The sequence below is a fragment of the Sandarakinorhabdus sp. genome (assembly GCF_041689835.1).
Lineage (GTDB): Bacteria > Pseudomonadota > Alphaproteobacteria > Sphingomonadales > Sphingomonadaceae > Sandarakinorhabdus.
Genome location: NZ_JBDNFM010000143.1, coordinates 1 through 23551, shown reverse-complemented (window position 1 = coordinate 23551; position 23551 = coordinate 1). Strand labels below are relative to the sequence as shown.

The window sequence follows — 23551 nt, the reverse complement described above, 5'->3', positions numbered from 1 at the left end:
TGGCCGCGGTGGCGGACCAGATATTCCAGCAGGCGAAATTCGCGCGGTTGCAGGTCGATGCGCTTGCCGCCCCAGCTGACACGGCGGGCGAGCAAATCCAGCTCCAGTTCGCCTTCCACCAGCCGCGTCACTTCGCCAGGCGGCGCGGCGCGGCGTTGCACAGCCTCCAGCCGGGCCAGCAATTCCGGCAGCTCGAACGGCTTGGTCAGATAATCGTCGGAACCGGCGCGCAGGCCCTTCACGCGTTCATCGAGACTGGCCAGTGCCGAAAGCATCAGCACCGGGGTGTGATTGCCGGCTTCCCGCAGGCGCGACAGCAGGGTGAGGCCATCAAGGCCCGGCAGCATGCGATCGAGCACAATGGCGGCATATTGGCCGTCCAGCGCCATTTCGAGCCCCAGCGTTCCGGTGACGGCGATATCGACATGATGGCCGGCACCGCGCAAGCCCTGCGCGACGTGATCGGCCATGGTGACGTCGTCTTCAACGCAAAGAATGCTGCTCATGGCTGTGACTTTATGCCGCTTGTTGGTAAAAACTCAAGGGGCAGGGCTTGTGCGGGCGCGATTTTCTTCGCGGCGCGGGCGCAAGGTTGCTAGGCACCTGAGCTCATTGTTCCCGAGGCCGGCAGAGTGTCTGAACGCAAAACAGAAGAAAATGGCGATGGCTCACGCGCGCCGCCGCCTGGCAGTCCGGGTCGTGTCGAACGGCCGGCGCGGTTGCCGCGGCTGTTCCTGTGGCTGGTCGCCATCGCCATAATCTCGGTCATCGTGCTGGGCTTTGTCTGGCGGCTGGCCGGTGACCGCCTGCTCAAGGCCGCGCTGGTGCCGGGCGGCGCGTTCGAAGCGGCAGCGGCGGGCACTCCGTATGATTATGCCGATGCGGCCAGTTGGGCGGCGCGGCCGGGCATGGTGGGTGATCCCACAAATTTTGTTCCGGAAGGCGCAGCCGCTGCCGTAAAAGGCGCGGTGCCGGTGTTTTTCGTGCCGCCCACCGCGGCCTTTGCCAACAGCCAGTGGACCGGCCGTTCCAGCGACGCGGCCACGGCGACGCGGCTGGCCGGCTTCCTGCGCACCGAAGCCAGCGCGCTGGCTGCGGCCGGGCCGGTGTGGGCACCGCATTACCGCCAGGCCGTGCTTGGCAGCTTCCTCGCCGATACGCCCGCAGATCGTGCCAAGGCGCAGGCCGCGCAAGAACTGGCCTATGCCGACGTGAAGGCGGCGTGTGCCCGCTTTTTGGCTGCCCAGCCGGCCGGTACGCCGATCATATTGGCCGGTCACAGCCAGGGCGCGCTGCACCTGCTGCGGCTGCTGAAGGACGAGGTGGCGGGCAAGCCGATCGCTGCTCGCATTGTCGCCGCCTATGCCGTGGGCTGGCCAGTATCGGTGAGCGCCGATCTGCCGGCGCTGGGCTTGCCGGCCTGCGAGCGCCGCGGCCAGGCGCGCTGCATCCTGAGCTGGCAAAGTTTTGCCGAGCCGGCCGATCCCGCCGCGATCCTTGATGTTTATTACTCCGGCACCGGGATGGCCGGGCGGCCGCGGGCGGGCACGGCGATGCTGTGCAGCAATCCGCTTAAGGGCAGTGTGGGCGGCGGCGCGCCGGCCAGTGCAAATCCGGGCAGTCTCGTGCCCAGTGCCATGCTCACCGCGGGCAAGCTGGTGCAGCCGGGCGTGCCGGCGCGGTGCGATGCGCGCGGCCTGCTGTTGATCGGTGAGGCGCCGTCGGGTTATCCGCCATTTGTGTTGCCGGGCAATAATTTCCATGTGTTCGATTATCCACTGTTCTGGCAGGCAGTGCGGCTGGATGCGGCGGCGCGGGTGGCGGCATGGACGGCCCAGAACTGATCGCCTCGCTGAACGCCCCGCTGATTACGGGCACGGCCCCGGACTATGCGGCGCTGCTGCCCGACGCCGGCCGGCTGGGCGGGCTGGATGTGGGCACCAAAACCATCGGGCTGGCCACCTGCGATGCCAGCTGGTCGTTCGCGACCCCGGCGCACACCATCGCGCGCACCAAATTTGGCGCCGATCTGGCCGCGCTGGGGGCGTGGGCGGCCAAGCAACGCCTGCTGGGGCTGGTGATCGGCCTGCCGCTCAACATGGACGGCAGCGATAGTTCGCGCACTCAATCGGTGCGGGCGTTTGCACGCAATGTGGCGCCGCTGGGCCTGCCCGTGCTGCTGTGGGATGAACGCTGGTCCACCGCTGCGGTGGAGCGGGCGATGATTGCCGAGGATTTGTCGCGGGCCCGCCGGGCGGAACGGGTGGACAGACTGGCTGCCAGCTATATCCTGCAAGGCGCGATCGATGCCCTTGCCCGCTGGAGAGTCTGATGAGCTGCCTTAGTCCCGAAGCCCGTGCCGTGCTGTTCGAGCACGCGACCGAACGCCCGTTCACGTCACCGCTGAACGATGAAAAGCGCGCCGGCGACTATCATTGTGCCGGCTGCGGCGCGCTGCTCTACCGTTCGGGAACCAAATTTGATTCCGGCTCGGGCTGGCCAAGTTTCTATGACGCGGCAGACGCCGCAGTCGCCACCACCACCGACACCAGCCACGGCATGACCCGCACCGAAGTGCACTGCGCCGGGTGCAGCGGGCATCTTGGGCATATTTTCCCCGATGGCCCGGCGCCCACTGGCCAGCGCCACTGCATCAACGGTCTGGCGTTGGATTTTGTGGCCGACGAGGCATGAAGCGGCTTGGTTTGCTGGCGGCGCCGCTGTTGATGGGGCAAGCCCCCGCAACGTCACCGCCGCCGTCCTTGGCCAACACGTCGGCCGACGAGATCGTAGCTGCCGCCCCCGCCGCACACTGGCTGGCAATCGACCCCGACGACATCATGGTGATGGATACCGCTGCCGGGCGCATGGTGGTGCAACTGGCGCCGCAATTTGCGCCGGCGCACGTCGCGGCGATCAAGGCGCTGGTGCGCGCCGGGCGGTTCGACGATGGCCGCATCGTGCGGGTGCAGGATAATTACGTTGTGCAGTGGGCGGCCAAACCCGAAGACGGCAAGCAGGTGGTGAGCCAGCCGCCCGACGTGCGGCAGCAGCGCGTGCGGCCGGCGCCGCTGCCGGCGGAATATGAGCGTTCGGCAAAAGGCCTGACCTTCACGCCGTCGCCATTCAAGGACACATATGCTCAGGCCGGCTGGGTTCCCGGCTGGCAGGCCGCGCGCGATGCCAAGGCCGGTACGGTGTGGCTGGCGCATTGTTACGGCACAGTGGGTGTGGGCCGCGACATGCCGCCCGATACCGGCGACGGTGCCGAGCTTTACACCGTGATCGGCCACGGCCCGCGCCATCTCGATCGCAATATCGCCAATGTCGGCCGCGTGCTGGCGGGGATCGAGCCGCATGCTGCCTTGCCGCGCGGCACCGAGGAGCTGGGCTTTTACAAGGACGAAGCGCAGCGGCCCAAGATTGCCAGCGTGCGGCTGGCCAGCCAGATCGCCAGTTTTCCGCTTTGGCAGATGATGGACACCGCCAGCCGCAGTTTCGCCGCCGTGGTGCAGGCCCGCGCCAACCGCACCGGGTTTTTTGTCCGCCCGGCGCGTGCGGCTGATCTGTGCACGCTGAAGGTGCCCGTGCGGGAAGTGCCGCGAGGGGTGAGGTGACGCCGATCATCAAGCTGCTGCGCGCGGCCGAATGGGCGCAGTTTCAGGAAACGCAGGTGTTTGCAGGTTCGCCGGACGATCTGCGCGACGGCTACATCCACATCTCCACGCCGGAGCAGATGCCGGGCACGCTGGCCAAATGGTTTGCCGGCGATGTGGGCGTGGCGGCGTTGACGCTGGATGCCGATGCGCTTGGCGATGAATTGCGGTGGGAAGAAAGCCGCGGCGAACAGTTGTTCCCGCATCTGTATCGCCCGCTGCGGCTGGATGAAGTGGTGAGCGTGCGCTTGCTTTAGGCCGCTTGCGCCGCCTTCGCGCGCTGAAAGCCCGCCCTGGTCTGGCACCGCTCCCAATACGCCTGCAAATGCGGCCCGACTTCGCCCAGGTGCCCCAAATTGCCGGCCAGCAGCAGCGCATAGGCTACCGCGATATCCGCCACGGTGAAGTCGTCTCCGCACAACCATTCCCGGCCATCGGTCAGCGCGCGCTCCGCCCAGATGGTGCGGGCGATGAACCAGCGGCGATAATCGCTGGCCACCTTGGGGTTCCGATTTTCGGGCTTTTCCAAAATCGTGTAGCGCAGCACCAGCGTTTGCGGAAAAGTGAGCGTCGCGTCGGACTGGTGCAGGAAATTCAAATACTCGCCGTAACGCGGATCGCCGGGCAGCACGCGCAAGACCTGCGCCCCATCCCCTCCATAGCGTTCGGCCAGATATTGGCAGATGGCGGCGCTCTCGGTCATCCGCAGCTCACCATCGGTGAAAAACGGAATCGTGCCCAGCGGGTTGACCTCGAGGAAGGCCGGCTCCTGCCAGCGCGGCGGAAACGGCAGCATTATCAGTTCGTACGGCAGGCCCAGTTCTTCCAGCGCCCACAGGGGCCGGAAACTGCGGGCATCGCGGCAGTGCCAGAGTTTCATCGCAAGTCCCCTTCGCAAACGCACAGGCGTCCCCATATCAGTAGCAGTCATTCAGGTCGGCTTAAACTTCGCCCGGCAATTTCGGTGAAAAGAACAGGATCATCGCGCGCATGTTGAACAAATTGAAAGTGGCAGGCGGTGCCTTGATGGGTGTGGCAGCAGGCATCGGGTTGGCGGTGGGTGTCGCCCGAGTGTCGGACACTGGGCATGTTGCGGCGCAGATCCCGCCGATGGACACCAGCGACGTGCCGCGCGCGGTGCCGGCGGCGGGGCAGGTGGCGATGAGCTTTGCGCCGGTGGTGAAAGCCGCTGCGCCCGCCGTGGTCAACATCTACACCGCCACGGTGGATCGCCGGCCGCGCGGCATGAACGAGGATTTCATGCAGCGCTTTTTCGGCGGCGCCCCGGTGCAGCCGCGCGTGTCGCAATCGCTGGGTTCGGGCGTCATCGTGGGGGCCGACGGCCTGATCATCACCAACAATCATGTGGTGGAAGGGGCAGACCAGATATTGGTGGCGCTGGCCGACAGGCGCGAATTCAAGGCCAGGATTTTGTTTGCCGATCCCCGGCTCGATCTGGCGCTGCTCAAGGTGGAAACGCAAGGCGCGGTGCTGCCGGTGATCCGCATGGCCGATTCCGATCGGATCGAAGTGGGCGATATCACGGTGGCCATCGGCAATCCGTTCGGCGTTGGCCAGACGGTGACAACGGGCATCGTTTCCGCGCTCGCGCGCACTGGCATTGGCGTTTCCGATTGGCAGTTTTTCATCCAGACCGATGCCGCCATCAATCCCGGCAATTCGGGCGGCGCGCTGCTCGATGCACAAGGCCGGCTGATCGGCGTGCCCACGGCCATCTTCAGCCGCGGCGGCGGTTCCAATGGCATCGGTTTTGCCATCCCGTCCAAGATGGTGCGGGTGTTTTTGAACGCGGCCGACAAGGGCAAGCTGGTTTCCGGCTGGATCGGCGTGGAAGGCGAAGCGCTGACCGCCGATACCGCACGGCAGCTTGGCCTGGATCGCCCCGGCGGCCTGCTGGTGACGGCGGTGGTGCCCGGCAGCCCCGGCGCGCGCGCCGGCATCAAGGCGGGTGACGTGCTCAAAAGCGTGGACGGCAAGGAAGTCGCGAACGGCGGCCAGCTGCGTTACAGCCTTGCAACCGAAGGCGTGGGCACGACGCTGAATGTGCGGGTGTGGCGCGACCGGGCGGAACAGCAAGTGGCAGTGATGCTTGCCGCCCCGCCCGAAACACCGGCGCGCAGCCTTACTGCGATTGCCGGCCGCTCCATCCTCACCGGGGTAACGGTGGCCAATCTGTCGCCGGCCTATGCTCAGGAACTTGGTGTCGGCCTGCCGGAACAGGGCGTGGTGGTGGTGGCGATCGCGGCAAATGCCCCGGCCGCGCGCTTTTTGCGTCCCGGCGCTCTGCTGGAAAGCGTGGGAGGCCAGCAGGTGCGCACGGTTGCTGATGTCAAGCGTCTGGCCGACGGCGGCGCCTTGCTGGTGCGCTTTGCCATCGGTGACCAGCGCGCCGAATGCGGGGTGAACAGCGCCGGCGGGCTTTCCTGCCGGACATGATGGCGGATTTCCGCCAGCGGATCAGGGTGAGAGCGGGTAGGAGAATGGCATGAGCCACACCCTCTCCCGCCTTCCCAGCCCGCTGGGCGACCTCCTCGCCATCACGGCGGCCGATGGCACGCTGCACGCGCTGGATTTTGCCGATTTCACGGATCGGCTGCACCGCCTGTTCGCGCGCCATCACCCGGGCGCGGCATTGGCTGAAGGCCCGGCGCCTGCCGCGCTCACGGCTGCCGTCACCGCCTATTTTGCCGGCGATCTTGCCGCGCTTGATGCGCTGCCGCTCGCTGGCATCGGCAGCGAATTCCAGCGCCGCGTGTGGGCCGCCCTGCGCCGGATTCCCGCCGGCGAAACCCGCAGTTACGGCCAGCTCGCCGCCAGCATCGGCCAGCCCGCCGCCAGCCGCGCCGTGGGCCTGGCCAATGGCGCCAATCCGATCGGCATCGCCGTGCCCTGCCACCGTGTGATCGGTTCGGGCGGCGCACTCACCGGCTATGCCGGCGGGGTGGAACGCAAGGCCTGGTTGCTCAGGCACGAAGGTGCGCTGGCGCCGCTGCTGGCCTGAGCAGCGGGCAGCCTGCCGGGACGGAAAAGCACCGAATTTGGGGGCAAATGCTTGACCGGGCGGAGGCGCTTGGAGATGGTCAAATCATGCGCGCGATCCTGTCTTTGCTCATGCTGCTGATGATGGCTGCGCCCAGTTCGGCGGCAAACGCGGCGGCGTGGCGCATGGCGGAATCGGCGCATTTCCGCGTTTATGGCACTATGCCGGCCGATGCCTTGCGCAAACGCGTGGAGCGATTGGAGGATTATCGCAACCTGCTCGGCAAGTTCACCACCGCCAAAGTGGACGAGGACGCGCCCAAGCTGGATATCTATATCGTCGACACCATCGACAGTGCGGTGCCGTTCGGACGGATCGGAGCCAGCGTGGCGGGGTTTTATAGTGCCGGCGACGGCGGCATTGCCGCCTATGCCACCAAGGGCGATTTCGGCCAGAAAGTGCTGCTGCACGAATATGCCCACCACCACATGTTTGCTTCCACCGGGCTCAGCTATCCGGCGTGGTATGTCGAAGGTTTTGCCGAATATTTCATGACAGCCAGCTTTGCCCCGACACGGGTGGATTTCGGGCTGTTCGATAGCGGCCGTGCCTACAGCCTGACCGACGCGTGGCTGCCGTGGGAACGGATCATCGACCGCAGCACCAGCCGGATGAGCACGCAGGACACGCAGATGTTCTATGCCCAAAGCTGGTTGCTGACCCATTATCTGTTCCGGGCGCCCGGCATGCGCGAAAAATTATCGGCGCATCTTGGTGATATCGCCAAGGGCATTGATCCGCTCACCGCGTTCAAGACGCATATCATGGCGCAGCCGCGCGACCTGAACCGCATCCTGAAAGCCTATACCAGCGGGCGCAGCTTCACCTTCAGCCGGCTGGATCGCAAGGCGCCCAAACCCGTTGCCGTCACGGTGCGCGACCTGCCGGCATCGGCGGGCGACATGATGATGTTTTACGCGTGGCTGGATAATCGCGGCGACGCTGCCGAAAATGCCAAGGCGGCGCTGGCCCGGGTGCAGGCCGCCGCCGCGCGCCACCCCGGCGATGCACTGGCAGGCCGCACGCTGGCGATGGCGGAGCTGGATTGGGGGGACAAGGCCAAGGCGGCAGGCTTGCTGGATGGCTTGCTGGCGGCGGCGCCCGATGATCCGGGGCTGCTGCGCCTCAAGGCCGAAACGCTGCTGGCAGCCGATGCAGGATCCAACCGCAAGGAGGCAAGGCGGCTGCTGGCACGAGCCGTGAAGGCGGCCCCCGATGATTGGCGGGCGATGCATGTTTACGCCCACACTCACGATATCGAGCACGGCAGCGTGGATGACAATCTGTTTGGCGTGGTGCAACAAATGTGGACGCTGGCTCCGCAGGCGTCTGGCATCGTGATCGACATGGCCAGCGTGCTTGTGCGCCGCGGCCGTCTGGCCGATGCCGCCAAGGTGCTGGAGCCGGTGGCCTTTGCCCCACACGGCGAAGGCTATGCCCCGTTTGCGCGGCTTCTGCGCGAAGCGGCGCTGGCCGGTGATGCGGCGGCCTATGCCAAGCGGCTGGACGACGGGCCGCCGCGCGAGGCAGCGGCGGCGGAACCGGCGAAGTGAAGTGATGCCTCTGGCGGGCAGGGTCGCGGACTCTGCACCCGCTGATTTTCGAGCGGTCCTTTTTACGCAGGTTCGCCGTCATGCAGCCCCGGCCTGCGCCGGGGTGGCGGGCCATTGAAGAACGCGAGCAAAACCAACAAAAGCGGGTGCAGGGCCTCAGGCCCTGCCCGCCGGAGGCATTTCAACCAACAAACTCCATGATCACCGCATCGACAGCGAGTGAATCGCCCGGCTTGGCCAGCAGCTTGGCCACCACGCCTGCTTTTTCGGCGCGCAGGATATTTTCCATCTTCATGGCTTCCACCGTTGCCAGTTGCTGGCCGGCTTCGACCCTGTCGCCTTGCGCCACGGCGATGGAAACGATCAGGCCGGGCATCGGGCAGAGCAGATATTTGCTCATGTCCGGCGGCACCTTGGCGATCATGTGGCGCGCCAGCTGCGCAGCGCGCGGGGTGAGCACGCGGCATTTGTGGGCGCCGCCGCGGGTGGTGAGCGTAATGAAGCTGCCTTTGCGTTCGACCGCGATGGCGATGGCGCCGCCGTTGACGGTGCCGGAAAACAGATTGTCGCCGATGCGCCAGCCCGATTGCACCACCAGATCGCGGCCATCCACCAGCACTTCGTGGTTGCCGGCTTCGCCAGTGATTTCCACCGGCACGTGTACGCCATCGAGATCGACGATCCAGTTCACGCCATAAATGGCGCCGTCACCGGACAATTGGCCATCGATCAATTGTTCGCGCGCCACGATTTCGGTGTGGATGATGGCGGCGGTAGCGATCAGCGCATCGTGGGTTTCGGGCGCAACCGGCGCACCGTGGAAACCGTCGGGATATTCGTCCGCAATAAAGCCGGTGGTGACGTTGGCGCCGGCCTGGAAGCGCGGGTGCTGCATGATGGCGGCAAGGAAATCGATATTGTGGCTGATGCCCTTGATCAGATAGGAATCGAGCGCATCGGCTTGGGCTGCGATGGCATCGGCGCGGGTGGGGGCCCAGGTGATCAGCTTGGCGATCATCGGATCGTAGAACATCGAGATTTCAGCGCCTTCGACCACGCCGGTATCGACGCGAACCAGGCGGCTTTCTTCATCCAGTCCGGCTTCGGGCGGCTGGCAGCGTGACAGGCGGCCGATGGACGGCAGGAAGACGCGATACGGATCTTCGGCATACACCCGCGTCTCGATGGCGGGGCCGTTCAACTGGATTTCGGCCTGGGTGAGCGGCAGGGCTTCCCCGGCGGCAACGCGGATCATCAGTTCAACCAGGTCGAGCCCGGTGATGCACTCGGTGACAGGGTGTTCGACTTGCAGGCGGGTGTTCATTTCGAGGAAGTAGAAACTGCGATCGGCGCCGGCGATGAATTCCACCGTGCCGGCGCTGAAATAACCGACGTTACGGGCCAGCGCGACGGCTTGCTCGCCCATCGCGCGGCGCATTTCCGGCGTCACGAACGGGGAGGGGGCTTCTTCGACCACCTTCTGGTGACGGCGCTGAATCGAGCAATCGCGCTCATTCAGATACAGGATGTTGCCCTGTTGATCGCCGATCAGCTGGATTTCGATGTGGCGCGGTTGTTCGACGAATTTTTCAATGAAGATGCGGTCGTCGCCGAAGCTGGCCAGCGCTTCGCGGCGGACGCTGTCAAAGCCTTCGCGCACATCGGCTTCGGAATAGGCCAGCCGCATGCCCTTGCCGCCGCCGCCGGCTGAAGCCTTCATCATTACCGGATAGCCGATGCCGCCGGCAATCTCTGCCGCGTGATCGGTCCCGGTGATTTCCCCGACGAATCCGGGCACCACTGTGACCCCGGCAGCAAGTGCGCGGCGCTTGGATTCGATCTTGTCACCCATGGCGGCAATGGCACCAGCGGGCGGGCCGATGAAGGCGATGCCGGCGGCACTGAGTGCTTCGACGAAGCTGGCGCGTTCCGACAGAAATCCATAGCCGGGGTGAACGGCCTGCGCGCCGGTAGCCTTACAGGCGGCAATGATCTTGTCGGCTACCAGATAGGATTCGGCTGCCGGGGACGGGCCGATGTGCACGGCCTCATCGGCTTCGCGCACGTGCAGGGCCTGCGCGTCGGCATCGGAGTAGACGGCAACCGTTTGGATGCCCATGGCGCGGGCGGTGCGAATCACCCGGCATGCGATTTCGCCGCGATTGGCAATCAGGATCTTGGTGAACAAGGCGCGCGCCTCCCGGAGTTACTCTGCCTGTTTCCATAGCGGTGCGGTTGCGCGGTGCAAGATATCGATTTTGGCGATGATGGCGACAAGCAAGGCTTGTTCGCTTGCGCGCCGGGTGCGGTGCATCAGCACAGGCAGGCGGGCGTGACAGACCGTCCCATTCCCCCCGGCAGCCAATCCCCCCATTGGCTGCGTAGTCATTCACGCGCTGCCGCTGATTTCGTCCTGAAAAGCATCATCGGCCAGTCACTACGACGGGAACCTGCCATGCGCCTTTTGCTTGCCACTATCGCTGCTGCTGTTGCCGCCCTGTCGGGTGAAGTCGTTGAATTCAAGGGCCTGCCGCCGGTTCGCTGACACACACGGGTCCAGAGCGCCTGCCGCAGTTTGCAATCCGGTTCGGTCCACGCCTTCGCGGTGTGCAGACCCATACTCCTCGTCGGAGCGGAGCTAGTTCCTGCTCTGGCAAAATGCCGGCGTCGTTCCCCCCGGACGGCGTCGGCCACCACCTCTGCGTCGCCGTTCACCCACTTGACGAAAGTTGGGCTGGCTAGGTTTCCGGTGCCGCCAAAGCCAAAAGAGCCGGTACAGCGGATGCTGCACCGGCTCTTTTGGCTTCAGTCGAAACGGACGATCAACGATTGGCGGCCACCGCCACCGCGCGGCGCGCCCGGGCGGCTTCGATCTGCGGAGATGCGGCCTGCATGGCATCGGCTTGACAAGCGTCCAGATGGGCCAGTTCATCGCGGCTTTGGAACACCGGCGCACCGCACAGGCGTGTCATCGCCAGAGACAGGCGTTTTTCCAGCATGCGTTGGCCGGCAGCTGATGACAGATCCAGATCGGCTGTCGACACGCGCACTTGCGCCTGCTCAAAACCAGTTTCCGCAGCCACGGCCGGTACGGCCAAAACTGCTGCCACCATCAGGGCCATCACGCTGCGCATTATCTCTGCTCCAAAATTGTCTATGGAAGGATGATGCTCTGCTTGTCATGACATTGCAACATCAATGTCATGCAATTGTCATGAAACAGTCTTTTTAGTGCAACATCGCCTTCAACCTGGGCGAGCGATCATCAGCCACAACGACGCCACCAGCGGCACAGTCGAGACCAGGCCCCAGAAAATCCAGCGCCTTGACAATGACTTGTATTCATCAGGCACTTGTCCGCCCGCTTCGAAGCGCTTTGCCAGCCGCGCGGATTTGATCTGAATCGGCACGATTAGCCCCATCCAGATCAGGCCGGCGGCCACGAAACTGGCCTGCGCCCACAGCAGCCAGCCCGATTTCAGATCAAATTGTCCCTGTATGGCCAGCCCATAGCCGCCAATCATGGTGAGGACGACGCCCCACACCGTCATCGACCAATCGGTGTAGGTGATCAATTTCTGCGCAAACGCCACCACCGGCGCGCGGCCATCACGATCGGCGAAAAACTTCCAGATCGCGGTCACGGTGATATTGCCCATCAACATCACCACACCGGTGATGTGCAGGAATTTCCATACAAGATAAGTGTCAGGCATCCCCGATTACCCGCCCCGATCACAAGGGGATATTGTCATGCTTTTTCCACGGGTTCTCAAGGTTCTTTGTGCGCAGCTTGCGCAGCCCCAGCGCGATGCGGCGGCGGGTGGAGTGCGGCATGATCACCTCGTCAATGAAGCCCATGCTGGCCGCCACGAACGGATTGGCGAACCGGGTTTCATATTCGGCGGTGCGCGCCGCGATCTTGTCCTTATCGCCGATATCCTGGCGGAAGATGATTTCCACTGCGCCCTTGGCGCCCATCACGGCGATTTCGGCGGTGGGCCAGGCATAGTTCAGATCGCCGCGCAAATGTTTGGACGACATCACATCATACGCCCCGCCATACGCCTTGCGGGTGATCACCGTGATTTTCGGCACGGTGGCTTCGGCATAGGCAAACAGCAATTTGGCGCCGTGCTTGATGATGCCGCCATATTCCTGCGCCACGCCGGGCAGGAAACCGGGCACATCCACAAACGTCACGATCGGGATGTTGAACGCATCGCAAAACCGCACAAAACGCCCGGCCTTCTTGCTGGCGTTGATGTCGAGGCAGCCGGCGAGCACCGTCGGCTGGTTGGCGACGATGCCGACGGTGTGGCCTTCGATGCGGGCAAAACCGATCAGGATGTTGCCGGCGTGGCCGGGCTGCAGCTCGAAAAACTCCCCGTCATCCGCAACCTTGCTGATCAATTCGTGCATGTCATAGGGCTTGGCGGCGCTGGCGGGGATCAGCGTATCGAGGCTGGCGTCAACGCGCAGCGGATCGTCGCTCGTGGGGCGGAACGGCGCATCCTCGCGGTTGTTGAGCGGCAGGAAATCGAAGAACGTGCGGGTGCGCAGGAGCGCGTCGATATCATCCTCCAGCGCCAGATCGGCCACGCCGGATTTGGTGCTGTGGGTGATGGCGCCGCCCAGTTCTTCCTGGGTCACCACCTCGTTGGTCACGGTCTTCACCACGTCCGGCCCGGTGACGAACATGTAGCTGCTGTCTTTCACCATGAAGATGAAATCGGTCATGGCCGGCGAATAGACTGCGCCGCCCGCGCACGGCCCCATGATGAGGGAAATCTGCGGCACCACGCCCGATGCCAGCACGTTGCGCTGAAACACTTCGGCATAGCCGCCAAGGCTGGCCACGCCTTCCTGGATGCGTGCGCCGCCGCTATCGTTGAGGCCGATCACCGGCGCGCCGACCTTCATCGCCATGTCCATGATCTTGCAGATTTTCTGGGCGTGGCGTTCGGAAAGCGAGCCGCCAAAAACGGTGAAATCCTGCGAAAACACGAACACCAGCCGGCCATTGATGGTGCCGCTGCCAGTCACCACGCCATCGCCGGGGAAAATCTGATTGGCCATCCCGAATTCGGTGCAATTATGCTCCACATACATGTCGAGCTCTTCGAAACTGCCGGGATCGAGCAAAATGTCGAGCCGCTCGCGCGCGGTGAGCCGGCCCTTGCTGTGCTGCGCCTCGATCCGCTTTTGACCGCCGCCCAACTTGGCGGCGGCGCGGCGGCGTTCCAGTTCTTCCAATTGCTTCAGCATGGGCCACGCTTTCCTTTGGGCTCACTCCCTAGAAGAAAAGCCCCTATCACCTGAGGCGGGCCGGGCAACAGGCGATTGTTCACCCTGCCTCTTAACCGGGCAACAGCCGCAGGAAGGCAACGGCGGCCGCCAGATCGGCGCGGCGCACGCTTTCCGCTTTTTCCGCCAGCGGATCGCGGCCCCAATGCTCCTCCTGCCATCGCGCATCGACATGGGCGATGTCATAGGCGGCCTCGGCCTCGAGTTCGCCTTCCGCCACCGCCAGCGCCAGCACAGCCGAGCCGGTGATAGTCACCACCGGATCAAGCGGCGCGAGCTGAAACGGCGTGAGCGCGGCAAAGGCAGCGTGGATGCGGGCCAGTGTCGCCGGCGGCTGCGCCACGTGCATGATGCCGGTGGTGATGGTGAGGCCGACATCAAGGCGGCGGGCGAGCCATTCCACCCACTTGTCCCAGGCGGCGGCCTGCGCGGCCAGCAGCGAAGCCGGCCCATCGGCGCGGTAGGCGAGCAGGTCGCTCTGGGCATACGCGGCCAGTCGCCGGGCAAAGCCGGCTTGATTGGTAGCCACCCGGTCGACGGCGGCATTGGCAAATCCGGTCAGCGGCAGGGTGCGCGGATCGACCTTTTCGCCCTGCGCCAGCCATTCGCCGGCAATGGCCTGCGCCAATGCACGTGTCGGCACCGCCAGCAGCGCCCGCGCCGGCGTGCGCAGCGGCCGGGCATCGAGGGCGATGCCGAACGGGCCATCGCCGGTGACCGTGGCTTCCGTGTAAAATCGCTTCATTTGCGGGTCAGGCCCAGATGCCGCGGCCGCACGAACAACGAGCAGCCGCCGAGCAGCACCACGACCAGCCCCGGCACCTGGCCGGCTTCGCGGATCAGCCAGACGCCGGCCGCCATCACCGCCAGCCCGGTTATTTGCACGGCAAGATAGACGATGTAGCGTTTTTTCGCTTCGGTGGGGGAGAGCGGGGGGGCAGACATGCGCCGGCTTTACTCCCGCCGCCCGCGTTGCAGCAACACGAAAGCCAGCGCGAATTGCAGCACGGCGGCTACCCAGAACAGGGCGCTCGCCACCTCGCCGCTTTCGCCTGCCGCCGCGCTGCGCCGCGCCAGCACAACAAATGCGCCGCCAAACGCCAGCGACAGCACCGCCAGCACCCGGCCCAGTCGCCGCAGCCGGGCGATTATGGCGCCAGAACCGTCGCCGGAATCGTCGCCGGAATCGGGCGGCACTCCCTCAGCCATTCAGCAAGGCCAGCAGATGATCGGCATCGTCGGCCACATGCGCGGCGCCGGCATCCAGCAGTTCGTGCGCGTCGTGATAGCCCCAATCGACACCGATGCTGGGCACCCCGGCCGCGGTGCCCATGGCAATATCAAAGCTGGTATCGCCGATCATCACGGCCTGCTGGGCCTGCGCTCCGGCATCAGCCAGCGCGGCGCGCAGCATGGAAGGATGCGGCTTGGATGGGTGGCGATCGGCGGTTTGCAAGCTGATGAACAGGTGGTGGATCTCGTGATGTTCCAGCGCCAACTTCAGGCCGCGATCGGATTTTCCGGTGGCCACCGCCATCAGCCAGCCCTGCGCCGCCAGCGTACCCAGCAAGCCGCGAATGCCGGGATAAAGCGGCTCGGCATCAAGCGCCTTGTCGGCGCGCAGGCGCTGGAAGGCGGTCTTGTAGTCGTCCGCCAGGCTCACGTGCAGATCGTGATCGGCTTGCGGCAGCAGCGCCTGCATGGCTTCCACCAGCGAAAGCCCGACGATGCGGCGAACCGCGTGGCTGTCGGGCGCGGGCAGGGCGTGGCGCTGAAAGCTCGATTCCATGGCGCGGATGATGTTGACTTGGCTGTCGATCAACGTGCCATCACAATCGAATACGGCCAGTTTCACGTCGCGCCCTCGTTTCAGTCAGCGCCTCCCTGCCGCAAGCCCATCCTGTCGGCAAGGAGAGTCGACGCCGCGCCGGCGCCGGGTTAGCGCTGATGCCATGGAACCACCGCCGCTCAATCCTATTCCCGCCGGCCTGCCGAGCACGGAGGCGCGCACGCCCGATGAGAAGAACGGTCTGATTTATCCGTTTGGGCGCTGGGTGCCAGGGGCGGGCGAAGCGCATGAAGTGGCACCGGGCGTGCACTGGGTGCGCATGGGACTGCCGTTCGGGCTGGACCATATCAACCTGTGGGTGCTGGATGCAGGCGATAGCTGGGCCATCGTCGATACCGGCGTGGGCCTGCCGGAAAGCAAGGCCAATTGGGAGGCGCTGTTTGCCGGGCCGTTTGCCGGCAAGCCGGTCAAGCGCGTCATCGTCACCCATTATCACCCCGATCATCTGGGCATGGCCGGCTGGCTGTGCCGCAAGTGGAATGTGCCGCTGGAAATCACCCGCACCGAATATCTGCTGGCGCGCACCCTCACGCTGGATGTGCGCGACGCGCCGCCCGATGAAGCCGTCGCCTTCTCCATCCGCGCCGGCTGGAGCGACGAGCAAGTCGCGGCGATGAAAGCCAAGGCGTGGGGCAGTTTTGGCAAGATCATCAGCAAGCTGCCCGCTGGTTTCAAACGGTTGAAGGATGGTGACACGCTCACCATCGGGCAGCGCCAGTGGCAGGTGGTCGTGGGCCGCGGCCATGCGCCCGAACACGCCTGCCTGGTAAGCGATGGCCTGATGATTTCGGGCGATCAGGTGCTGCCGCGCATCACCAGCAACGTGTCGGTTTATCCCACCGAGCCTTATGCCGATCCGCTCGCCTACTGGCTCGAAAGCATCGACACTCTGCGCGCCATCCCGCCCGATGTGCTGGTGCTGCCTTCCCACAACGAGCCGTTCACCGGCCTCCACACGCGGCTGGACCAACTCGCCGCTGATCACCACGGCAAGCTGATCAAGCTCGAAGCCTTCTGCGAAACCCCGCGCACCGCCGTCGATTGTTTTGCCGCCCTGTTCCGCCGCCCGATCGGTGAGGCGGATTATGGGTTGGCGACGGGTGAGACCGTGGCACACCTGCACTGGCTGGAGGAGCGCGGCCGGGTGAAGCGGGTGACCGATGCGGGCGGGGTGGACCGGTTCATCAAGAGCTGATGACGCCGCGTTTGCCAGATCAGAACTGATCGAACCGAGGCAGTGAATTCATAAAAAAAGTGTTTGCAAAGTGTAGTATTGTTAAGCACATTATCCACAGAGTTAAGCAACAGTTCCCCGTGTCGCGTTTCGTGCAGAAGGAGGGTAGCTGTTGCCGAATTTCCGGTACAAGGCGTTCATCAGCTACAGCTGGAGCGATGCGAAATGGGGACAGTGGCTGCATCAAGCCATTGAAACCTATCGCACGCCGCGGCAGCTGGTTGGCACTGCCGGCCGCCGCGGGCCGGTGCCGGCGCGATTGCACCCGCTGTTCAAGGATCGTGAAGAAGAAGCGGCCGGCGCCAGCATCGGCACAGCAGTGGAAGAAGCGCTGGCCAATTCGGAATGTCTGATCGTGATCTGCTCGCCGAACTCGGCCAAATCACAATGGGTGAATCGGGAGATCGCCTGGTTCAAGACCCACCGCGATCCAGCCAATATTCTGGCCGTGATCGTTGGCGGCGAGCCGGGCGCCGCCGCCACTCCCGGCCGCGAAGCTGAAGAATGCTTTCCAAGGGCGCTAACCCATGTCGTCAACGCCAACATGGAGGTGACGCCAAAGGCTTTGCACGCCCCGCTGGCTGCCGACGCGCGGGAAAGCGGCGATCGCAAACGCGGTGCCAAATTGAAAATTGCCGCCGCCTTGCTGGGTGTTGGCCTTGATGAGCTGGTGCGGCGCGATGATCGCCGCCGGGCACGCCTCAGGATCGCGGCGACAGCAGCCTCTGTCTCCATTGCGGCGGTGATGAGCGTGCTGGCCTGGAGTGCCACAATCGCCCGCAACGAAGCGGTGTTCCAGCGCGATGAAGCGCAAGAATTGACCGAGTTCATGCTCACCGATTTGCGCGGGCGGCTCGATGAGGTTGGCCGGCTCGACATTCTGGAAACCGTCGGTACCAGACTGATGGCCAGCTATGACAAGCAGGATCTGGCAGCGCTCGATTCTGATTCGCTCGGGCGGCGCGCGCGCGTGCAGTTGCTGCTGGGCGAGATCGAGAACAACCGTGGCAATCTGGCCGGTGCCCTGAAAACCTATCAGGCGGCCGCGGCCACCACCGCCGAACTGCTGGCGCGTGACCCCGATGTGTGCCGCAACGCGAGTTCGATCATGCGCAGTCGCTGTACTGGGTGGGCTTCATTGCCTGGCAGCGCGGCGACCTGGGTGCGGCCAAGCGCCAGTTTCAGGGCTATGACGCGCTGGCCGGCAAGCTGGTGGCCGCCGAGCCCGGAAAATTCGACTGGCAGCTGGAGAAAAGCTACGCCCAGTCAAATCTGGGGACCGTGGCGTCGGAAAGCGGCGATCTGGCCGCCGCCAGCCGGCATTTTGCGACGGCACTGGCGATCGACCGCCGTTATTACGAAGCCAATCGCGCCCTTGATGATGCGGTCATGCAATATGGCGAAACCCTGTCGTGGGCGGCACGGGTCGCCAGCCGGCGCTATGAATTTGCCGCGGCGGAATCGCTTTATGGGCAAGGCCTGGCGCTCTATCGCCAGGCCTATGGCGCGGATCCGAAGAACCAGGCGCTGCTGACCAAGCTGACGATCATCACCACCCAGCACGCCCGCGCGCTCAACGATCTGGGCCGCACCCGCGAGGCCCGGCCCGAGGCGGATGAGGCGATTGCCTTGGCCACCACCATGTCTGCGCGCGACCGCGGCAATGCCCAGGCGGCCGAATATCTGAGGAATGCGCAGCTGCTGGCGGCGCAGCTTGCCAAAGACGCGCGAGATTTCGACACGGCCACCCGGCTTGCAGGTGGCCTGCTGCGAGTGATTGACGCCAAGCGCAAATCAGGCACGGAGACCAACAATGCCACGCTTGAGCAGGAAAATCTGGCGCGGCTTGTGTTGGCGGCGGTCGCGCTCAAGCGCCGGAACCTGGCCGAGGCCGCCGAGCATTACGCCCGCATGCGCGCCGCTGTGGCCAAACGCGATCTCAGCGTTGCGGGATCATCCTACACGACAGTCTTTGTCGGGGCGCAAGGCGGGCTTGGCCAGATCGCACCGAAATCCGGCCATTGGCAGGCGGTGCTGACCGTTCTGCAGCATGCTGAAGGCGCGCCCATGGCCTCCACCGCAACAGTTCAGGCCAAAGCCCTGATTGCCGAAAATCGTGCTGGCGAAGGCTTGGCCATCGTCAACCGTCTGCGGCAGGCAGGCTATGCACACCCGGATTTCGTCGCGCTGTTCCCGGCGCGCGCAGCCTCTCCCCGATCAGGATCGTCGTGAAACCGACAGTAGTGCGTGATCAAGCCCCAGGTGAAAGGAACGAACAATGCCTGAAACAAACTATCCCGGCTGCTTCGTCTATATCCGCGTGAAGATCGCCAAGAATGCCAACAAGGATCAGGTCGCAATCGACACCTCGACTGTTGCCTATGCCACCGATTCGGCCACACCTTTTGTATGGTTCTATCCAGGCGCGGGAGACATCCAGTTGCCAGTCAACAACGGCCGCCCGTTCGCCTTTGTGCTGGCCTATGATGTCGATGGCAACAACAACAATATCTACACCTGGGATGCCAACCCGCTGCAAAACATCAAGATCTGGGAAGCTGGTACGACTGAGCCGGCGTGGGGAACCGCGCTTCCGTCGGAATTCCGGGATCTCAAGGCAGGCAACGCTACCGGCCTGCTCACCTTCATCGACAGCAACGGATCGCGGGGCAAATCCTTCGATTATTGCGTTCGGCTCTCCCGCGCCGGTGCGCCGGGCTCCTACAGCGATCCGCTGGATCCGCGGATCACCAACAGCACCAACTGAACGGGGACGGTGCTTCGCTTCCGGATCGGCGGCGTTAGGCGGTCGACCCGGAAGCGAGGCCAGCACGCGTGTCAGCGGGCGACCGCCATTTCGTAAAGAAAGTCCACGAACCCCGCCGTGCAGCCGGCCAAGCCCTGAACGGCGGGGTTGCTGCTTTCGATCACGAAATATTCGTCTGGCGCGTGGGCACCGCTGCCGTGGCCCAGGCCGAACTGGCCGGCGGGAAGCGAGACCGGCGGCTGGGTAAACACGCTGCCGGGCCAGCTGCCGGCGCTGCGCGGATACAGGGTGGCCGGCGCGCCGAAGCGGGCATAGACGGCTTGTTGGGCGCGGACGACGCGGGCGGTTTCGGCGGTTTCGGTGGGGTCGTAACCGCCCGATACCACCACTTCTATGTCGCCAAAGCCGCGCTTGGCGAGGTGGGCCTTCAGCTTTGCCTCGGCTTCGCGGAAGGTCTGGTTGGGCACCAGCCGGCATTCCAGCTTGGCTTCGGCGCGGCCTGGCAGGACGGTCTTGCCGCCTTGCCCGGTGTAGCCCGCCACCAGGCCCTGGATGTTGACCGTCGGTTGCGACGCCAAGCGCTCCAGCGATTGCTGCCACGGCTCGTTGTTGATCCACATCGTCACGCCCATCGCCGCTTTGGCCTGCTCCTCGCTTTGGGCTGCGGCGGTCATGGCGATCAGTTCCTTTTCGCGGGCCGTCAGTGGCCGCACATTATCGAACCAGCCGTCGATTGCGGGGGTGAAACCGTCCTCCTTCACCAGCGTGTTCAGCGCCTGCACCAGATGCCACACCGGCGAATCCACATGCGCGTGCTGGCTGCTGTGAATGTCGCCCTTCGGCCCCTTGCCCCAGCGTGCCCCGCTGGCGATGAGCTGGAATTCGATCGGGCCTTTCGCGCCCAGATTGATCACTGTGCTGCCGTTGGCGGTTTGCCACGCCGTGGGGATCATGATGCCGTCGCATTTCTTCAGCGCGGCCAGCACTTCGGGCGCCTGCACGATTTCATGGAAATTGGGGGAGGCGATTTCCTCCTCACCCTCGGCCACCAGCACGAGGTTGACCGGCAATTTCTGCCCGGCCGCGCGGAAAGCGTGGCAAGCCGCCAGAAACGCGGCTTCCTGGCCTTTCTGGTTGATGGCGCCGCGGCCCACGATCACCCGGCCCCATCCCGGCTTGTCGGTAATGCGCGCCTCGAACGGCGGGCTGGTCCATTCCGCCGGGTTCACCTGCTTGACGTCATACATGAAATAAATGCCCACGGTGCGCTTGGCGCCGGCGTCGAGCGTGGCGAAAATGCCGGGATGGCCCTTGGTCGGCATGCGTTTCACCATCTGGAAACCGGCATCTTTCAACAGGCCCATGGTGTACCCGCAGGCTTCCTCCATCTGCCAGTTTTCCGCCGCGATGCCGGGGTGTCTGATCCAGTCCTGGATGCGGGCGATATTGTCGGGCAGCTGCTTGTCGATGGCGGCGCGTATGCGTTTTTGGGCGCTCTCTGCGGGCGTCCTGCCGGCGGCCGCAGTTGGCAAAGCAAACGCGGCGGCAGCACCGCCGAGCAGTTGGCGGCGATCAAATCCTTGCATGGCGGTTCCCTTCGTTATCAATTCGCAGCGATGTTACCGGCTGGTGACTGGCTGTAAAGCGGCCATCGCCGCGCTGTTCCTGCACGCCGCGCTGCGGTCGCGTTTGGTGTCCGCCCACTGCATTTCAGGCCCGCTTTGGCAACATATTGACACATGGGTAGTTATGCTTATCAGATGCTCCGGCTGCGACCTTCTGCCGCGACTCCGCAACCGGAGTTGGCTTGCGGGTAGACGATCAAGGCAAGGATTGGGCGCTAACTTCGTCATTGCCCGGTCCGGAACGCAGGCGGGAAGGCGCTGGATTTTCACAGTGCCTATCCTGATTGGAAGGGGAGTTTCACATGGCTGATGATACCAAGGTCTACCCGACAGGGCTGACCGAAACGGAAGCGCTGGAGATCAACGAGGGCCTCAAATGGGGCACCCGGCTCTACGGTGCCACTGCTATCCTGGCGCATATCCTGGCCTACGCGCTTACGCCGTGGCTGAAATAATTTAGGGGAGTTTGGCACATGAACGAAGGTCGTATCTGGCTCTACGTCAACCCCAGCGTCGGTCTGCCGCTGTTTTTCCTCGTTTGGGTCGCTGGCACCGCACTGATGGTGCACCTGGCAGTCCTGTATAACACAACCTGGTATCCTGCTTTCTTCCAGGGCAACGTTGCCGCCGTTTCGGCTGCCCCGGCTGTTGAAGCTGCAGTTCCGGTTGTAGATGCCATGGCCCCGGCCGCCCAAGCGCCTGCCGAAGCCGCTCCAGCTGTCGCTGCTTCGGCTGAAGCTGCCAAGTAAGTCCTTGCCTGGCGCAGGCCGGGCAGACTGAAACGGGCCGGCGCCCCCATTGCGGGGCGCCGGCCCTTTTTGTTGCGCGGCGTTGCCGGGGCAGGCCCCACGGGACGGCAGGCGGCAGGCGGAGCCGCAGCGCCTGCTGGCGCGTATCAATCAGCGATATCGCGGCGCAGCAGCGGCCACATGGCTATCAGCGTCGCCAGCATCAGTGCCAATTCGAGGCTGAAGATCAACACATAGCCATCGGCTTCGGGCACGGCGCCCAGCCCCAGATCAACGCCCAAATGCAACTGGGGCACCAGATCGCGGATCGCGCCGCCGATGGTGGCGCCAATGCCTTGTGATGTGGCCTGCACCGCCCCCCAGGCGCCCATGGCGATGCCCACCTGGCCGCGCGGCGCCAGCAGCATGGTCGCGGTGAGTGTACCGTGCGCAAACAGCCCGGTGCCCAGCCCGGCCAGCAGCACGCCCAGCGTGAACAGTTCCGGCGTGTCCGATCCGGCGGCCATGATGACGAGGCCATAGGCCGGCACGCCGATCAACGCGCCCAGACTGGCCATGCGGAACGGATCGGCCCCAAGGCTGAGCACATAGGACGCATAGGCAAAGCCGATCAGGCTACCGCCCGCTGTCAATGCCGAAAGCAGGGTGGTGGTGCCAACCCCGAGATTGAGCACTTCGCCGCCATAAGGTTCCAACACGATATCCGACATTGAAAAGGCCAATGTGCCCAGTCCGACGGCAACCAGGCGCAGCAGCGTCTTTTCCTTGGACATGAACAAATCCCAGCTTTCCCGAAACGTCGGATCGGGCGCTATGGGCTGAGGGCGCAGGCGGCTGGGAATGCGGGTTTCCTGTTTCCACAAGGCAATGAAATTCAGGGTGACGGTCACCAGTGCGCAGCCCTGGATGACCTGTATCAAGCGGCCTTGCGAGAAATCTTCAAGCACCCAGCCGAAAAACAGCGCGGCTGCAATCGAACCCAGCAGCAACATCACATACATGAGGCCAACCACATTTGGCTGTTGTTCCGCTTTGGTCAGATCGGTGGCCAACGCCAGCCCCACGGTTTGGGTGATGTGAATGCCCGCCCCCACCAGGAGAAAAGCGAGCGCCGCCGTGGGCATGCCCGGCCACAGGCGTTCATCGCCGGCTTGCTGCGCGCCCGACAACACCAGAATGGCAAAGGGCATGAACGCCAGGCCGCCAAATTGCACCATCGTGCCCATGTAAATATAGGGCACGCGCCGCCAACCCATGGCGGATTTGTGGGTATCGGATTTGTGGCCCACGAGGGCGCGGAACGGCGCCGCCAGCAGCGGCAATGCCAGCATCAGGCCCACCAGCGTGGCCGGCACGTCCAGTTCCACGATCATGACACGATTGAGCGTGCCCACCAGCAGCACCAGGCTGATCCCGACGCTGACCTGGATCAGCGACAGGCGCAGCAGCCGCGACAGCGGCAATTCGGGGCTGGCGACATCTGCAAACGGCAGGAAGCGCGCGCCCCACGTTGTCCACACCTTGATGAGTTGGGCGTTCAAACCCTTGGCTTGCGGTTCGGCTGACATGTCTGTCAAAAAGCCGATTGAACCTGGTTTGGCAAGAGCGTCTTTGGGCGGAAACGTCAGCCGCTTCGGGCCGGTGCGCGGGCGCGCATCGTCTCGATGGCGGCATTGGCCAATGTGTCGGCCCGTTCGTTTTCCACGTGGCCGGAATGGCCCTTCACCCAGTGCCAGCTCACCGTGTGCGG

At 64.4% G+C, this 23551-nt stretch carries 26 protein-coding genes and 1 pseudogene; 14 read left to right on the top strand and 13 right to left on the bottom strand.

Annotation, left to right across the window (positions count from 1 at the left end; translation table 11 throughout):
* A partial coding sequence (locus ACESL8_RS07915) for a response regulator transcription factor (RefSeq protein ID WP_372917584.1) occupies positions 1 to 506 on the bottom strand: 506 nt, incomplete at its 3' end.
* Positions 507 to 719: 213 nt separating this feature from the next.
* Between ACESL8_RS07915 and ACESL8_RS07910 the strand changes: the two genes are divergently transcribed.
* The 5 genes from ACESL8_RS07910 to ACESL8_RS07890 are packed head-to-tail and all read left to right on the top strand — an operon-like array spanning position 720 to position 3913.
* Positions 720 to 1844, top strand: coding sequence for a DUF3089 domain-containing protein (locus tag ACESL8_RS07910; RefSeq protein ID WP_372917582.1), 1125 nt, complete (start codon positions 720 to 722; stop codon positions 1842 to 1844).
* 20 nt (positions 1845 to 1864) lie between these two features.
* Entirely contained in the window at positions 1865 to 2332 is a 468-nt protein-coding gene (gene ruvX, locus ACESL8_RS07905) for a Holliday junction resolvase RuvX (RefSeq protein ID WP_372917588.1), read from the top strand.
* Positions 2332 to 2694 (top strand): peptide-methionine (R)-S-oxide reductase MsrB, encoded by a 363-nt coding sequence (gene msrB / locus ACESL8_RS07900; protein ID WP_372917580.1) that lies wholly within the window; start codon positions 2332 to 2334, stop codon positions 2692 to 2694. Before ruvX ends, msrB begins: the two co-directional genes overlap by 1 nt.
* Positions 2691 to 3617: a peptidylprolyl isomerase gene (locus ACESL8_RS07895; RefSeq protein WP_372917578.1), complete on the top strand. Its 927-nt coding sequence runs from the start codon at positions 2691 to 2693 to the stop codon at positions 3615 to 3617. Before msrB ends, ACESL8_RS07895 begins: the two co-directional genes overlap by 4 nt.
* Entirely contained in the window at positions 3614 to 3913 is a 300-nt protein-coding gene (locus ACESL8_RS07890) for a DUF952 domain-containing protein (RefSeq protein ID WP_372917576.1), read from the top strand. The genes ACESL8_RS07895 and ACESL8_RS07890 overlap by 4 nt, the downstream gene beginning before the upstream one ends.
* Here ACESL8_RS07890 and ACESL8_RS07885 read toward each other — a convergent pair.
* Positions 3910 to 4536 (bottom strand): glutathione S-transferase family protein, encoded by a 627-nt coding sequence (locus ACESL8_RS07885; RefSeq protein ID WP_372917574.1) that lies wholly within the window; start codon positions 4534 to 4536, stop codon positions 3910 to 3912. The genes ACESL8_RS07890 and ACESL8_RS07885 overlap by 4 nt on opposite strands.
* 110 nt (positions 4537 to 4646) lie before the next feature.
* On the opposite strand from ACESL8_RS07885, the gene ACESL8_RS07880 reads away from it, so the two are divergent.
* From ACESL8_RS07880 to ACESL8_RS07870, 3 genes are all read left to right on the top strand, one after another.
* Positions 4647 to 6113, top strand: coding sequence for a Do family serine endopeptidase (locus ACESL8_RS07880; RefSeq protein WP_372917572.1), 1467 nt, complete (start codon positions 4647 to 4649; stop codon positions 6111 to 6113).
* A gap of 49 nt (positions 6114 to 6162) precedes the next feature.
* On the top strand, positions 6163 to 6678 hold the full coding sequence (locus ACESL8_RS07875) for a methylated-DNA--[protein]-cysteine S-methyltransferase (protein WP_372917570.1): 516 nt from the start codon (positions 6163 to 6165) through the stop codon (positions 6676 to 6678).
* Between the two features lie 86 nt (positions 6679 to 6764).
* Complete coding sequence (locus ACESL8_RS07870; RefSeq protein ID WP_372917568.1) at positions 6765 to 8270, top strand: hypothetical protein; 1506 nt, start codon at positions 6765 to 6767, stop codon at positions 8268 to 8270.
* A 181-nt stretch (positions 8271 to 8451) separates the two neighbouring features.
* Here ACESL8_RS07870 and ACESL8_RS07865 read toward each other — a convergent pair whose 3' ends face one another.
* The 8 genes from ACESL8_RS07865 to ACESL8_RS07830 form a co-directional block, all read right to left on the bottom strand.
* Positions 8452 to 10458 carry a biotin carboxylase N-terminal domain-containing protein gene (locus tag ACESL8_RS07865; RefSeq protein ID WP_372917566.1) on the bottom strand — a complete coding sequence of 669 codons (2007 nt, stop codon included), beginning with the start codon at positions 10456 to 10458 and terminating at the stop codon, positions 8452 to 8454.
* Positions 10459 to 11092: 634 nt separating this feature from the next.
* On the bottom strand, positions 11093 to 11404 hold the full coding sequence (locus ACESL8_RS07860) for a UrcA family protein (RefSeq protein WP_372917564.1): 312 nt from the start codon (positions 11402 to 11404) through the stop codon (positions 11093 to 11095).
* Positions 11405 to 11515: 111 nt separating this feature from the next.
* Entirely contained in the window at positions 11516 to 11986 is a 471-nt protein-coding gene (locus ACESL8_RS07855; protein ID WP_372917562.1) for a DUF2269 family protein, read from the bottom strand.
* A 19-nt stretch (positions 11987 to 12005) separates the two neighbouring features.
* A complete protein-coding gene (locus ACESL8_RS07850; protein ID WP_372917560.1) occupies positions 12006 to 13538 on the bottom strand; it encodes an acyl-CoA carboxylase subunit beta in 1533 nt (510 codons plus the stop codon).
* A gap of 91 nt (positions 13539 to 13629) precedes the next feature.
* Positions 13630 to 14322 carry an ATP12 family chaperone protein gene (locus ACESL8_RS07845; protein WP_372917558.1) on the bottom strand — a complete coding sequence of 231 codons (693 nt, stop codon included), beginning with the start codon at positions 14320 to 14322 and terminating at the stop codon, positions 13630 to 13632.
* Positions 14319 to 14522 carry a hypothetical protein gene (locus tag ACESL8_RS07840; RefSeq protein ID WP_372917556.1) on the bottom strand — a complete coding sequence of 68 codons (204 nt, stop codon included), beginning with the start codon at positions 14520 to 14522 and terminating at the stop codon, positions 14319 to 14321. Before ACESL8_RS07840 ends, ACESL8_RS07845 begins: the two co-directional genes overlap by 4 nt.
* Before the next feature lie 9 nt (positions 14523 to 14531).
* Positions 14532 to 14786, bottom strand: coding sequence for a hypothetical protein (locus ACESL8_RS07835; RefSeq protein ID WP_372917554.1), 255 nt, complete (start codon positions 14784 to 14786; stop codon positions 14532 to 14534).
* Positions 14779 to 15432: an HAD-IA family hydrolase gene (locus ACESL8_RS07830; protein ID WP_372917552.1), complete on the bottom strand. Its 654-nt coding sequence runs from the start codon at positions 15430 to 15432 to the stop codon at positions 14779 to 14781. Before ACESL8_RS07830 ends, ACESL8_RS07835 begins: the two co-directional genes overlap by 8 nt.
* Before the next feature lie 97 nt (positions 15433 to 15529).
* On the opposite strand from ACESL8_RS07830, the gene ACESL8_RS07825 reads away from it, so the two are divergent.
* The 4 genes and pseudogenes from ACESL8_RS07825 (at position 15530) to ACESL8_RS07810 (ending at position 19427) form a co-directional block, all read left to right on the top strand.
* Positions 15530 to 16621: an MBL fold metallo-hydrolase gene (locus ACESL8_RS07825; RefSeq protein ID WP_372917550.1), complete on the top strand. Its 1092-nt coding sequence runs from the start codon at positions 15530 to 15532 to the stop codon at positions 16619 to 16621.
* A 151-nt stretch (positions 16622 to 16772) separates the two neighbouring features.
* Positions 16773 to 17108 (top strand): annotated as a pseudogene (locus ACESL8_RS07820) (toll/interleukin-1 receptor domain-containing protein); the annotation flags it as partial.
* Positions 17109 to 18049: 941 nt separating this feature from the next.
* Positions 18050 to 18892, top strand: coding sequence for a hypothetical protein (locus ACESL8_RS07815; RefSeq protein ID WP_372917548.1), 843 nt, complete (start codon positions 18050 to 18052; stop codon positions 18890 to 18892).
* A gap of 88 nt (positions 18893 to 18980) precedes the next feature.
* Positions 18981 to 19427: a hypothetical protein gene (locus tag ACESL8_RS07810; protein WP_372917546.1), complete on the top strand. Its 447-nt coding sequence runs from the start codon at positions 18981 to 18983 to the stop codon at positions 19425 to 19427.
* 71 nt (positions 19428 to 19498) lie between these two features.
* On the opposite strand, the gene ACESL8_RS07805 is transcribed toward ACESL8_RS07810, so the two are convergent.
* Positions 19499 to 21013, bottom strand: coding sequence for a M20/M25/M40 family metallo-hydrolase (locus ACESL8_RS07805; RefSeq protein ID WP_372917544.1), 1515 nt, complete (start codon positions 21011 to 21013; stop codon positions 19499 to 19501).
* A 341-nt stretch (positions 21014 to 21354) separates the two neighbouring features.
* Here ACESL8_RS07805 and ACESL8_RS07800 point away from each other — a divergent pair, with 341 nt between their 5' ends.
* Both ACESL8_RS07800 and ACESL8_RS07795 read left to right on the top strand, forming a co-directional pair.
* Positions 21355 to 21507: a light-harvesting protein gene (locus ACESL8_RS07800; protein WP_372917542.1), complete on the top strand. Its 153-nt coding sequence runs from the start codon at positions 21355 to 21357 to the stop codon at positions 21505 to 21507.
* Between the two features lie 18 nt (positions 21508 to 21525).
* On the top strand, positions 21526 to 21801 hold the full coding sequence (locus ACESL8_RS07795) for a light-harvesting protein (protein WP_372917540.1): 276 nt from the start codon (positions 21526 to 21528) through the stop codon (positions 21799 to 21801).
* Positions 21802 to 21947: 146 nt separating this feature from the next.
* On the opposite strand, the gene ACESL8_RS07790 is transcribed toward ACESL8_RS07795, so the two are convergent.
* Together ACESL8_RS07790 and ACESL8_RS07785 are read right to left on the bottom strand one after the other, a co-directional pair.
* The gene (locus tag ACESL8_RS07790) at positions 21948 to 23369 is read right to left on the bottom strand and encodes a PucC family protein (protein WP_372917538.1); all 1422 of its coding nucleotides are present in this window, start codon (positions 23367 to 23369) and stop codon (positions 21948 to 21950) included.
* Between the two features lie 56 nt (positions 23370 to 23425).
* Entirely contained in the window at positions 23426 to 23542 is a 117-nt protein-coding gene (locus ACESL8_RS07785; protein WP_372917586.1) for an RNase H family protein, read from the bottom strand.
* Positions 23543 to 23551: the final 9 nt, after the last annotated feature.